The organism is Mesorhizobium sp. B2-7-2 (assembly GCF_006440775.1).
GTDB lineage: Bacteria > Pseudomonadota > Alphaproteobacteria > Rhizobiales > Rhizobiaceae > Mesorhizobium.
The window spans coordinates 1-12,390 of record NZ_VFTZ01000015.1 but is presented as its reverse complement, the minus strand read 5'-3'; the positions used below and the strand labels follow the sequence as shown (position 1 = coordinate 12,390).

The following is a 12,390-nucleotide window of genomic DNA, read 5'->3' as shown; positions in this document are numbered from 1 at the left end:
TGTGATGGTCTTGGGCGGTCCGCTGGGCCATAGCGTTGGCCATGGTCACCGCTACAGCCGATCTCGATCAGGATGCCAAGACCCGGCGCGGCTTTCTCTTGGCGCTCGGCGCTTATTTCCTCTGGGGGCTCTTGCCCTTCTACATGAAGGCGGTGGCGCATCTGCCGCTTGCCGAGGTGATCGCCAACCGCGTCGTCTGGTCGGTGCCGATCGCCGCGGCGGTGCTCATCTGGGCCGGCCGCACGGCAGACTTCAAGGCGGCGATCCGCTCGCCGAAAAGCCTTGCCATGGCGGCGCTGACGGCGGTGCTGATCTCGATCAACTGGGGCATCTATGTCTGGGCGATCGCGGTCGATCGCACTGTCGAGACCGCGCTTGGCTATTACATCAACCCGCTGGTCAGCGTCGTGGTCGGTGCAGTGCTGCTCGGCGAGCGGCTCGACAGGCTGCAGATCGCCGCGGTGGCGCTGGCCACGATCGCGGTGGCGGTGCTCACCATCGAGGCCGGCAAATTGCCCTGGGTGTCGCTGGCGCTCGCCTTCTCCTTCGCCGCCTACGGCTTCTTCCGCAAGACGCTGCCGATCGGCCCCAGCCAGGGCTTCCTGCTCGAAGTGCTGCTGCTGTCGGTGCCGGCGCTTTGCTACATCGTCTACCTGATCGCCACCGGCCAGGATCATTTCATCTCCAGCACCGGTGCCGACGCGGCCTTGCTGATCGGCTGCGGTCCCGTCACCGCAGTGCCGTTGCTGCTGTTTGCCTTCGGCGCCAGGCTGCTGCGCCTGTCCACCATCGGCATCATGCAATATATCGCGCCGACCATGGTGTTCCTGATCGCCGTGCTGATCTTCGATGAACCGTTCGGCACGACGCAGGCGATCGCCTTCGCGCTGATCTGGACGGCGCTGGCGATGTATAGCTGGTCGATGTTCAGGGGCCGTGAGCTTCGCTCGCCGGCGCCCGCGATAAAGTAACTTCCAGGGAAAGTTCGAGACAGTTTTCCGTCTAGGGTTGCATCAAACAGGGCAGGGTCCTGATGTACGTTCTGCATATTGGCAACAAGAACTATTCGTCCTGGTCGCTGCGGCCATGGTTGCTGATGCGCGTCCTCGACATTCCTTTCGAGGAGCGGTTGACGCCGTTCCCGAGCGGATCGAGTTTCGACCTCTACCGACAATTCTCGCCTAACGGCCGGGTACCCTGCCTTGTCGATGACGGCTGGACGGTCTGGGATTCGCTCTCGATCGTCGAATACCTGGCCGAACGCCACCAGGGCGTCTGGCCGGAGGACGCAAAAGCGCGTGCCTGGGCGCGCTCGGCCGCCGCCGAGATGCATTCGAGCTTCACCGCGATGCGCAATAACTGCCCGATGAGCTGCGGCGTGCGCGTCGCGCCATTGCCGATGTCCGGCGCGCTGAAGCACGACATCTTCCGCATGGGAGATTTGTGGAACGACGGTCTTGCGCGTTTCGGCGGACCTTTCCTGGCCGGCAACCGTTTCGGCGCCGTCGATGCATTCTTCGCTCCCATCGCGTTCAGGGCACAGTCCTACGGCCTGACTTTCGAAGGCGCGGCAGCTGCCTACCCGCAACGGCTGCTCGACCTGCCGGCCATGCGCGAATGGTACGCGTCCGCGCTTGCCGAGACGTGGCGCGAATCCGGCCATGACGCGGAGATCAGTGCAGCGGGCACCGTCGTCGAGGATTTGCGGGCAACCGCTTGAAGCGCTACACGCGCCCAAGCCGTCGCACGAACATATAGATGATGCCGGCGATGACGACCGAGATCGCCGTCACCACCCAGAATCCCAGCGGCGTGCCGACCAGCGGCAATCCGCCGACATTCATGCCGAACAGGCCGGAGATGATGGTCATCGGCAACAGCACCGCCGTCATGACGGAGAGGATATAGAGCAGCTGGTTCGACTGCTCGGTCAGCTTCGCCATCAGCTCGTCCTGCAACAGGCGTGTGCGCGCCTGCAACTGCTCGCCGTCGTGATGCAGCGTGTGCGCCCGGTGCGAGAGCCTGGTCGCCATGTCGTTGATGGGGTCGGGCAGTTCGTTGCGATGCGAATGGTCGAGATGGCGGAAGAGGCTGGTGAGCGTCGCCATCTGCCGGTGGATCAGCACCAGCTGCCGGCGTGCGTCGACCAGCGCCTGGCGCTCATTGTGCCATGCATCGCACACGATGCGATCCTCGATGCCGTCGAGCGTGTCGCCCATTTTGTCGAGCTCGGCCGCCATGCCGTCGAGCGACTGGCCCATCACCGCCTCGATCAGCTCGGCTGGTGTGCGGAATTTTCGCGTGCCGCTCTCCACCAGCTTGCGGATCTTGTCGACCGATTCCAGCGGCTGCTTGCGGGCGCCGACCAGCATCCTGTCGTTGAAGGCGAAGCGGAAATGCGTGAGCCCGCGCGCCTCGGCGAAATCGTGCCTGAGGTCGGGCAGGTCGCCATAGAGGAAGTCGTCCTCGAAATCGATCTGGCAGCCATGGCTGGGCGACAGGAAGGCATCGCGCACCGGCGCCGGCAGGGCCTGCTCGGCGCCGATCTCCTGGCGGGCGCGCATGTCGGTGATCTGGTAGCTGCGCCAGCTCCAATGCGCCTCCGCTGGATTCTTGGTGCGGCTGCCGTCGGCCTTGAAATGGTAGATGAAGAACAGCCCGTGCTCGTCCGGCAGATAGGGCGAGAGGTCGGTGCCTTCGGCGGGGAGGGCGATGTTCATGGCGGCTTCGCCGGCTCTTGATGCGGTCAGGGGTCGCGGGGACGGCTACGGCAAACCTACCATGGAGGTTGCCGCCTGGTGTGACAGTTTGATGACTGCAGCTGCTGTCACTCTCGGCAGGGCTGTCCTATCGTATGCTCGTTTGCTGAACACCCCGCGCGGCCGGCGGCGGTGCGGTCAAACGGCAGCTCGCTTCGTCCACCTATGCCGTGGCCAGCCATTTGCGCGATATGGCGAAGGTCCTGAAGGATTTTGCGTCCATCGGGCGCCCGAATGCGTAGCCTTGCAGGATGTCGCAGCCGAGGTCCTTCAGGATGCGCGCATGTTCCATCGTCTCGACGCCTTCCGCCACGACGCCGATGCCGAGCGATTTGCCGATTTCGATGATTGACGACACCAGCCGCCGCTGCGCCGCCGAACCGGTTATCGGCGTGACGAGCTGCCGGTCGATCTTGAGACGGCTCGGTTGCAGTTTGAGCAGGCTGACGACGGATGCATGGCCCGTGCCGAAATCGTCGATCTCGATGTCGATCCCGAGTTCCTTGATGTGCTCGATGTTCCAAGCGACAAGCTCGTCATTTTCGTCCAGGAAAATCGATTCGACGAGCTCGAATGAGACGGTTCCCTCCTTGATCGGCAGCTTGCGCAGGCCGTTGATCAGGTCTTTGTCCTCCAGCCTTCGTGCCGAGACGTTGACGGAAAAGCGCGGGATGTTGAGACCGTCGCGCGACCAGCACTGGAAATTCTCCAGCGTTTGTTCGAGGATCGTGCGGTCGATCAGCGAGACCACGTTCAATTCCTCGGCCACTTTGAGGAAGATGTCGGGGGCGAGGATGCCGCGTCGTGGATGGCGCCAGCGCGCCAGCGCCTCGACGCCGACGATCTCGAGGGTCTTGGCATCGAACTGTGCTTGGTAGTAGGCGATGAATTCGTTGCGCTCCAGCCCGCCCAGGATCTCGTCCGCGGTCTGCTTGGTCCTGACAATCTCGCTCTGCAGCTCTTCGTTGAAGAACTCATAACGATTGCGACCGCGGCTCTTGGCTCGATAGAGCGCGAGATCGGCATTGACCAGCAGCTGCTTTGCATCGACGCCGCTAAGCGCCGCAATCCCGATGCTGACCCCGAACCGGCATTGGTGGCCTTTATAGTCGACGGGCTGGCGCATTTCTTCGATGATACGGTCCGCTAGCGCGGCGAGTTCATTGTCATCGCGCCCCTGGCACACTACAACGAACTCGTCTCCGCCGATGCGCGCCACGAAGTCGCCTGCCCGGACGTTGGCTTTGATGACCTTCGAGGCATACATGAGCATGGCGTCGCCCGCCGCATGGCCGAGCGTGTCGTTGATGTGCTTGAAGCGGTCGAGGTCGAGATGCAGCAGCGCAGTGCGATCCTCGGGCGAATTGGCCAGCATCTCGTCGAGATAACGGCGATTGGGCAGGCCTGTTAGCGAATCGTGCAGCGCAACATGCTCGATGCGCGCCTTGGCGGTCTTGAGTTCGGCATTCTTCGATTCCGACAATTGCCGTTCACGCACCAGATTCTCGTTGAGCAGAACGTCGCTGGTCACGTCCCACTCGGCCCCGACCATCTTCGGCGTGCCGTCGCTGTCCTGGAAGTAGCTTGCACGCGCCCGCACATGGCGGACGGTGCCGTCTGGGCGAAGCAGTCGATACTGCGACGAGTAGGGACCTTTTGCAGCCACGGCAAGGTCGAACTCGCGCTGTGCCCGTGCGATATCCTCGGGGTGGATCGCCAGTGCCCAGTCGTCATAGCCGCGCGGCTTCCCATCCGCGGGCTTGCTGTAGATCTCATTGACGCGATCGTCCCACAGCAGCTCGTCGGTGACGAGGTCTTGCTCCCACACGCCGATCCCTGAAGCCTCCAGAGCCAGTTCCAGCCTCCCGGACAGGCGCCTCAATTCGGCATAGTTTTTCTGCCTTTCGCCGAACAGCCGTCCGGCCACCAGTATGGGCAGCACCACCAGCACAGCGGCGAGCGCCATGAGCGCCTGCAAGACCCGCTCGTTCTTCGGCACGGCCGGCCAACCACCCTTGGGGACTGCCGATATCTGCCAGGAACCGAACGGCAGCTGCACTTCTGCCGTTACCGGATTGTTCTTGACGATGTCGGCGCCACCGAAGAAGCGCTGGCCACCGCCGCCAAGCGCATCCATTCCGGTAAGCGCCACATCTATGTCGAGACCGGGGTCGGTGAGGCCGCTTGCGGCGTAGAGCCGATCGATATCGATAGCTGCCGAGACAAGGCCCCAGAAGCGATCGCCGCCCCCCGCTGTCGGCACGAAGACAGGAATCCGGCCGATGAAGGCGCGCCCGCCCTGCCTGAGGTCGACGGGACCGGCAAGCACCGATATGCGCTGGTCGCGCGCCCTAAGCGCCGCCAAGCGTTGCGCCTCGTTCTTGCGGTAGTCGAGCCCGATCGCCTTCTCGTTGCCCTCCATCGGATACATCAGCGAAATGACGAGATCGGGCGCGCCGCCAATGTTGCGCAGCTGCGATTTCTGCTTGAAGAGATTGGCAGCGAGGGAGGCAAATCTCTGCTGCCCCATATAGGGCTCGGTGACGATGGCCGAGACGAGGCCCTGAACCAGCTGGAGATTGCCGTTGATGTTTCCTTCCAGCTTGGCGCGGATGATATTGACCTTGTAGAGGACGTCGGCGCGCGTGAGTTGATCGGAAACCGTTTTGTTCTGCTGGTCGACGAAGATCGCGCAGATCATGAGCACGACGAAGGCAATCGCCGCCGGCACGTTGGCGGAAGAGAAAACGGCCTGCCTGATACGACCGATGTTGAAATTTGTCGCGGTCAATTCAACCCGAATAGCTTTCCTGGGCGACGCTCTGTCGATCGGAGGACGACGCGCCGTCGATCGGAGTTAAAGGAAAGTGCTTAAATTAGAACTTCCATGCCCGCCTCAAGTTGCGCCATTCGCGGCCTGGAGGCTTGCCTTGAGCCAACAAACTCAAGCCATGATTAACGCCGGCTAACCGGGCCGTTCATCGCGCAAAAATCGCGATCTTCCGTTGCCTCCAAAAAATTCTTTCCGCCCCCGGGAATAAAGCCGGGGCCCTCGGGGTCTTGGCTGTAGCGAGGCCATCCTCCCAAGTCACGCATCAACCAACCCGGAAGGAATACGCAAATGAACAGAACCGCCTTTGCCGCAGTCGCCATCCTGGTTGCCACCGGCAGCGCCTTTGCCGGCAGCGACCACTTCTCCTGGACGAATGGCGGCCAGCAGGCTGCCGTCGTCGACACCACCACCACCGCTTCCATCGTGAGGCCCGAAATGGCCCGCCACGCCATGAAGCCGGCGGCCAGGATTGCTGCGGAAGAGCCCGGCCAGGGCATTTGGGGTCGCTAGGCAGGAGTCGGGACCACAGGTCCCGATCCCCGGCGGGACCGAAAGGTCCTCGCCCAGGAGTCAGAACCGCAGGTTCTGATCCCAGCCGGGACCGAAAGGTCCTCGCTCCGGAGCTCGGGGCGAAGGGTTCTGATCGCGGCGGGGAAGGCACGCCTCGCCGGGTCGGAAACCAGAAGTCCTGATCTCCTCGGCGCCGGTCGGTCTTCAGTCGGACCGGTCGGTGCCGGTTTCCGCAGTCTCGGCGGAGGGCAGCACCGAGCCCTCCGCCATTCTCTCATACCGCATGAAACTTGAAACAACCCGCAGCCATTAGAGGAGATTTCCGATGTTCAACATGACGCGTCGCATGGTGCTGGGATCCGCCGCGGCCGCTGCCGCCTTCGGCATTGCCGGCAAGCTGGAATTCGCGCCCGCGGCTTACGCCGAAACCCCGGTCGAGCCGCTGGTAGGCTTCTACAAATACAAGGTCGGCCCGCTCGAAGTCACCGCGGTCTATGATGGCATCTGGCGCAAGCCGCACGACCCGGCCTTCATCAAGGACGTGTCGGTCGAAGACACCAAGGCGGCACTCGCCAAGGCGGGGCTGACCACGGAGTTCATGCCGATCCCGCTCACCGTCGTGGTGCTCCAGATGAACGGCCGCACCATCATGATGGACGCCGGCTCCGGCGTCGGCCAGTGGCAGGCCAACGCCACGCATCTGCCGGCCAACATGAAGGCCGCCGGCATCGACTACAAGGCGATCGACACCATCCTGATCTCGCATTTCCATCCGGACCATGTCTGGGGCCTGATGGAAAAGGGCACCAACGATCCGGTGTTCCCGAATGCCGAGCTGATCGTCAACGCCACCGAGTATAATTGGTGGACCGATCCGAGCCGGCTGGCCAAGCTGCCCGAGGGCCGCAAGCCCGCGGGCAAGCGCATCGCCGAGAACTTCCCGAAATGGAAGAACTGGAAGCTGGTCGACGACGGCACCGAAGTGGTGCCCGGCATCCGCATCATGGCGGCGCCCGGCCACACGCCCGGCCATTCCGTCTACCATGTCGATGCCGGCTCCGAGCAGTTCCTCGTCTCGGCCGACACCATGTACGTGCCGGCGCTGCTCGCCCCGCATCCCGAATGGCAGGGCGCCTACGACCAGGACGGGCCGATGGCGATCGCCACACGCCACAAGATCGTCGACCAGGTGATCGCCGACAATGTCCGCATCTGCGGCTCGCACTTTCCGTTCCCCGGCACAGGCAGCTTCGTCAAGGACGGCAATGCCTACGCCTTCACCCCAACCCAAATCTGAATCGGATCCTGAACAGAAAGCGATAACAATGAAACACGCACTTTTCGCGGTGCTCGGCGCCATTGCGGTCTTGACGGCGGCCCCGATCGCCATCGCCGTTCCGGCCTATGCCGTGGACGACATCGAAGGCGCCGACGCGCCGGACCTGACGGCGGTGAAAGCCAAGATCGAGGCCAAGGACTATCAAAGCGCGCTTGCCGACCTGCGCGACCTCGCGCAGGACACTCAGCAGGCCGACGTCTACAACCTGCTCGGCTTCACGCTGCGCAAGACCGGCGACTACCAGACCTCGCTCACCTACTACACCAAGGCGCTGGAGCTTCAGCCCGACCACAAGGCCGCGCATGAATATCTGGGCGAGCTCTATGTCGAGACCGGCGACATGGCCAAGGCCGACGAGCAGCTCGCCTCGCTGCAAAAGCTCTGCCCGGCCGGCTGCGAGGAGCTTGCCGACCTCAAGCAGGCGATCGCCACCAAGGTGACGAAATAGCTCAGCCTGTTCCTCGCCCCCACAACGTGGGGGAGAGGTGGCCGCGAAGCGGCCGGAGAGGGGGCCTGGCACCGACCTCGCCCCCCATAGGTACCGATTTTGGGCGCCGCGGCGGTAGCGCCCGAAAACCGGAGCCGGCGTTCCTCTCCCTCGCGCCGGCTCCGACCTTTCAACCTCGAGCGCGCAGGCGGACCTCCACGCGGACGCGCTGCGCCACTTGGTCCCAAAGACTGGAGCCGACCATGACACCGATCGAACTCGCCGAAAAACTTCACGCCAGGGACGTCGTCCTGCTTCCCGGCCGCCTGCTTCTCTCGCTGATCTTCGTGCATGAGGGCCTGCAGCTGGCGACGCATTTCGAGGGCGCTGAGAAGGCGATGGCCGCGCTCGGCGTCGGCACGCCGCTGCTTCTCGCCACCACCGCGTTGCAGCTTGGCGCCGGCCTTTCGGTGGCGCTCGGCATCCTGGCGCGGCTGGGCGCGATCGGGCTCGGCCTGTTCTGCCTGATGACGGCCAGCCTCTTCCACACCAACTTCGCCAGCCAGAACGAATTGCTGCATTTCGAGAAGGACCTCGCCATTGCCGGCGGCATGTTCATCCTGGCGCTCAGCGGCGCGGGTGGGCTGTCGGTGGACAGGGTTCTGGCTGGGTTCTCGAAGGATACCAAGATTCACCCGCCCGTCGAGCGGCATCTGTCAGTGGGGGAGACGAGCCCGCCGGTTTGAAGCGCGGGTCCGCGTGATGTGAGGGCGGCCTTACAACACGCTCGTGATCCCGCCATCCACCAGCAGCGTCTGCCCGGTCACGAAGCTCGCCGCATCCGAAGCCAGGAACACCGCCGCGCCCGCCAGTTCCGCGACATCGCCCCAGCGCCGCATCGGCGTGCGGCCGGCGAGCCAGGTGGAGAATTTCTCGTCGGCAACCAATGCTGCATTCAGCTCGGTCTTGAAATAGCCCGGCGCGATGGCATTGACGCGCACGCCATGCTGGCCCCATTCGCCGGCCATCGACTTGGTCAGCATGGTGATGGCGCCCTTGCTTGCCGCGTAAGGCGCGATCGAGGGCCGGGCGAGCGCGCTCTGCACCGACGACACGTTGATGATCACGCCCTTGCCGCGCGCAATCATCCCTTTGACCGTCGCGCGGCTGACCTTGAACACGCCGTCGAGATTGGTCGCCATCAGCGCATCCCAGTCGGCGTCGGAAAACGTCTCGAGCGGCGCGCGGCGCTGGATGCCGGCATTGTTGACCAGGACGTCGATCGGCGCGGTGCCGGCTTCGCTCGCCGCGATCGCCGCGTCGACCGACCGTGTGTCGGTCACGTCGATCAATGACTCCGCCACCGTGTAGCCTTCGGCGCGCAAACGGTCGCCGGCGGCCTTCAACTCGCCGGCCTTGCGGCCGCCGATGGTGACGCGCGCGCCCGCGGCAGCCAAGGCCTCCGCGAAAGCGAGCCCCAGCCCGCGGCTGGCGCCGGTGACGAAGGCATGCCGGCCTTCGAGGCCGAAGAGGCGGCCGAGATAATCAGTCGAGCGCAATTTGCACCTTCATCGATTGCGATTTGTCGCTGGCCAGCGCGAAGGCCTTGTGGGCCCCGGCCAACGGCAAGGTGTTGCCGAGCAGGGGCGCCGGAATTCTTCCTCTCACAGCTAGCAGCAAAGCCCGGCTCCATTCAACCGATTCATCTGATAAATCGGACTAACAAGCGGGCTGTGCCGCATTTGCAATTGGTCGGTGCGGTATGGCGTGGCCTATCATCGTGGGGATATGTCATAAACTGTCCCGGGATTGCTTGCGCATCCGCGTAAGGCGCCCATCCCTGTGCAGTTGACTGAGATGGAGCTAATACTTGGCTTGATTTCACGCGAGAATTGCTTGCGGTCGTCGCAGGCTTATGGGGGAACGATGCTTAAATGGGGTGCAATCCTGGGTGTGATCGGCTTTCTCGGCGGCTTCGTCGGCCCGGTCATCTTCACGCCGGAGGCAAACCAGGGTCCGCTGCTCGGCATCTTCATCACCGGCCCGCTGGGCTTCGTCCTCGGTCTCATAGTGGGCTTTGTCCTGCGGTTGCTGCCGGATCGCGGTTAGGCTTCGGCTGGCGGTCCGTTTGCCCGCGGAACGCTATCCGTGCTGTCCCGCAAGCATAGAGCCCGACCACGCAAGGTTGGCGGGGATGCGGCTGGCGCTGCTCGTCGCGCTGCCCGCGATGGCCTGGCTGTCGGTGAACGCGATGCAGGACGCTTGGCCGTGAGCCATCTAGGCTAGGTCGTGACAAACTGGCAGGATGGCTCGATCAACGCGATTTGGGGGCGATCGCATGACTTTGCTTCAATTTCCGGTCACCGGCGAACAGGTCTCGAACGATGAGACGGAAGAGGTCATCCGCGAGGCCGAACCGCATCGCGCGCTGGTACGCTACCGCCCCGATGGCGGCGAGCTCTTCATCCATACGCGGGTGAACATGGTGCTGCTGCGGGCCGCCGCCTCGCTGCCGATCCTGCGCCTGAAGCTCACACCGCGCGCAGACGAGTTGACGGCGCGTGACACTCTGCTGACGCCCAAGGGATCGCAGCGAAGCTACGCTTTCCTCGAAAAGCTTTGCCAGGATCTTGCTGCCGCAAACTGCCCAGCCTGTTATATCGCCGAACAGCATGGCGCGGGCGGCCGCGATTTCTATTTTACGACCGAAGACATCGCCGGTTTCGAACAGATAGCTGGCAAGGCCGCCGAGGCGTTGGCCTTTCCGCTCACGCTGGAACGGCATTCGCTTGCCGCGCTGGCGCCGCTCATCCTTCCCGCCGAGGCGATAGGCAACCTCCGGCTGGAAATCGCCGCGGATGCCCGCATCCGGCCGACACGCTTCGAGTTCTGGGGCGCCGAGCCTTCTCTGGCGAAGCTGCGCGCCGAGCTTGAAAAGCGCGGCTACCGCTTCTTGAGTCTGGAGATAGTCTCGCGCGAGCTCAGGATGGCGAAGGACGTGCCGATCGACGGCGAGGGTTTCGGCTCCGTACTGAAGGAAATCGTTCCGCTGGCAAGGTCGCTGCAATGCAGCTATCGCGGCACCGAGACCGTCGAGGGCCACGAACAGTTCCTGCTCACCCGCCCTCTGCCCGAGCGCTACAGCGGCGCGCGCTCGGGTATTTTCAGTCGTCTTTTCGGTCGCGGGTAGGCGCTGTCAGGTGGGCCGCCGCAGCTGCTTCACCGCTTCGGTCCAAAGCCCGGATAAGGGTTGAGCGGCACGATCGCCGCGATGTCCATCATGCCGGCCTCGATCAGCGGCAGCGTGGCAAGGTGGCCGCGCACCTCCTTTTCGTCTGCCGCCTCGAACATCATGCCGCTGCCGGGAACATCGCCGCGGTTCCAGATCTGGCGCACGGCGCCTTGGACGTAGAGCGTCTTGCGCTGCTCGGACTCGGGCGGCAGCAGCGGCGCGAAATCGGCGTCGCCGAACTTCTGGGTGTCGCGGGTGAGCAGGGCAAAGAACTGCATGGCGATCTCCTTTCATGGCTGGTTGATACCGGGAGATATCGCGCCCGCTGGTCAGACTGTCCAAGACTGATTAGGTTATAGTTAAGACCTTTGAGGACTTAGAAGCGAAAGAATGCTCGACCTGCGCCAGATCAGATATTTCGTCGCCGTCGCCGAAGCCGGCAATGTCGGCCGCGCCGCCGAGCAGTTGCACATCTCGCAATCGCCCTTGAGCCGGCAGATCATCCAGCTCGAGGAACAACTGGGCGTCGCCTTGTTCGAGCGGGCGAAGCAGCGCGTCCACCTCAACGCCGAGGGCAGGGCCTTCCTTGCCGAAGCCCGCGCGTTGCTTGCCAATGCGGCGCGGCTGGAAGAGCTCGGCCGCAACCTTGCCAGCGGCGCCACAGGCAGCCTCGCCATCGGCTATGTTGAGGGCGCGGTGCATTCCGGATTGGTCGCGGACATGCTGCGGGATTTCCGCCGTGCGCGGCCGGATTTTCATCTGCAGTTGCGCAGCCGGCGGACGGCGGCGCAGTTCGAAGATCTGAGGCAGCGCGTCCTCGACCTCGGTTTCGTCTATGCGCCGGCGCCGCAAGGCGATCCGGATATCGAGAGCATATTGGTGCGGCGCGAACCGCTGGTGCTTGCAATACCGGAAGGCGATCCGCTCGCCGATGTCGCCGACATCGCGCCCGGGCATCTCAACGGCCGCGTTTGGATCACAGTCGTGCGCCAGCCCGGCGACACCAACCGCGCGCAATTCCTGGCGGCCTGCGCCGAATCCGGTTTCATGCCCAATATCGCCTATGAGACCGCCGATCCCTTGACCTCGCTTGGCCTTGTCAGCGCCGGGATGGGCCTGGCGACGGTACAGGAAAGCCTGCGAAGCACCGCACCCCCAGGCGTGATCTTTCGCGACCTGCCATGGTTCAAGCGCAGCGTGTCGATCCATCTGGCATGGCGGCGGAATGATGGGAGGGCGGTGATTGGGGATTTGAGGGACGCGGTAAGTAGGGGAGTAGGGGAGTAGGGG

13 protein-coding genes are annotated in these 12,390 nt (G+C 63.8%); 9 read left to right on the top strand and 4 right to left on the bottom strand.

The window, feature by feature from the left end; translation table 11 throughout:
• The first annotated feature begins 41 nt into the window (after positions 1-41).
• Both rarD and FJ425_RS20000 read left to right on the top strand, forming a co-directional pair.
• Positions 42-971 carry an EamA family transporter RarD gene (gene rarD, locus FJ425_RS20005; RefSeq protein WP_140636390.1) on the top strand — a complete coding sequence of 310 codons (930 nt, stop codon included), beginning with the start codon at positions 42-44 and terminating at the stop codon, positions 969-971.
• 62 nt (positions 972-1,033) lie between these two features.
• A complete protein-coding gene (locus tag FJ425_RS20000; RefSeq protein WP_140636388.1) occupies positions 1,034-1,720 on the top strand; it encodes a glutathione S-transferase family protein in 687 nt (228 codons plus the stop codon).
• A 4-nt stretch (positions 1,721-1,724) separates the two neighbouring features.
• On the opposite strand, the gene FJ425_RS19995 is transcribed toward FJ425_RS20000, so the two are convergent.
• Together FJ425_RS19995 and FJ425_RS19990 are read right to left on the bottom strand one after the other, a co-directional pair.
• A complete protein-coding gene (locus tag FJ425_RS19995; protein WP_140636386.1) occupies positions 1,725-2,720 on the bottom strand; it encodes a transporter in 996 nt (331 codons plus the stop codon).
• Positions 2,721-2,922: 202 nt separating this feature from the next.
• Positions 2,923-5,460, bottom strand: a complete 2,538-nt coding sequence (locus FJ425_RS19990; RefSeq protein WP_246673629.1) for an EAL domain-containing protein — start codon at positions 5,458-5,460, stop codon at positions 2,923-2,925.
• A gap of 420 nt (positions 5,461-5,880) precedes the next feature.
• On the opposite strand from FJ425_RS19990, the gene FJ425_RS19985 reads away from it, so the two are divergent.
• The 4 genes from FJ425_RS19985 (at position 5,881) to FJ425_RS19970 (ending at position 8,614) form a co-directional block, all read left to right on the top strand.
• Complete coding sequence (locus tag FJ425_RS19985; RefSeq protein WP_140725581.1) at positions 5,881-6,102, top strand: DUF680 domain-containing protein; 222 nt, start codon at positions 5,881-5,883, stop codon at positions 6,100-6,102.
• A gap of 325 nt (positions 6,103-6,427) precedes the next feature.
• Positions 6,428-7,399, top strand: coding sequence for an MBL fold metallo-hydrolase (locus FJ425_RS19980; protein WP_140725578.1), 972 nt, complete (start codon positions 6,428-6,430; stop codon positions 7,397-7,399).
• A 28-nt stretch (positions 7,400-7,427) separates the two neighbouring features.
• Positions 7,428-7,889 (top strand): tetratricopeptide repeat protein, encoded by a 462-nt coding sequence (locus FJ425_RS19975; protein ID WP_140725575.1) that lies wholly within the window; start codon positions 7,428-7,430, stop codon positions 7,887-7,889.
• A gap of 242 nt (positions 7,890-8,131) precedes the next feature.
• Positions 8,132-8,614 carry a DoxX family protein gene (locus tag FJ425_RS19970; RefSeq protein WP_140725572.1) on the top strand — a complete coding sequence of 161 codons (483 nt, stop codon included), beginning with the start codon at positions 8,132-8,134 and terminating at the stop codon, positions 8,612-8,614.
• Positions 8,615-8,644: 30 nt separating this feature from the next.
• Here FJ425_RS19970 and FJ425_RS19965 read toward each other — a convergent pair whose 3' ends face one another.
• A complete protein-coding gene (locus tag FJ425_RS19965) occupies positions 8,645-9,427 on the bottom strand; it encodes a glucose 1-dehydrogenase (RefSeq protein ID WP_140725569.1) in 783 nt (260 codons plus the stop codon).
• Positions 9,428-9,794: 367 nt separating this feature from the next.
• Between FJ425_RS19965 and FJ425_RS19960 the strand changes: the two genes are divergently transcribed.
• Complete coding sequence (locus FJ425_RS19960) at positions 9,795-9,977, top strand: hypothetical protein (RefSeq protein WP_140725566.1); 183 nt, start codon at positions 9,795-9,797, stop codon at positions 9,975-9,977.
• Positions 9,978-10,206: 229 nt separating this feature from the next.
• Positions 10,207-11,058 (top strand): hypothetical protein, encoded by an 852-nt coding sequence (locus FJ425_RS19955; protein WP_140725564.1) that lies wholly within the window; start codon positions 10,207-10,209, stop codon positions 11,056-11,058.
• A 29-nt stretch (positions 11,059-11,087) separates the two neighbouring features.
• Here FJ425_RS19955 and FJ425_RS19950 read toward each other — a convergent pair whose 3' ends face one another.
• On the bottom strand, positions 11,088-11,378 hold the full coding sequence (locus tag FJ425_RS19950) for a muconolactone Delta-isomerase family protein (RefSeq protein WP_140725562.1): 291 nt from the start codon (positions 11,376-11,378) through the stop codon (positions 11,088-11,090).
• A gap of 112 nt (positions 11,379-11,490) precedes the next feature.
• Here FJ425_RS19950 and FJ425_RS19945 point away from each other — a divergent pair, with 112 nt between their 5' ends.
• Complete coding sequence (locus FJ425_RS19945; RefSeq protein ID WP_140725559.1) at positions 11,491-12,387, top strand: LysR family transcriptional regulator; 897 nt, start codon at positions 11,491-11,493, stop codon at positions 12,385-12,387.
• The last annotated feature ends 3 nt before the right edge of the window (positions 12,388-12,390 follow it).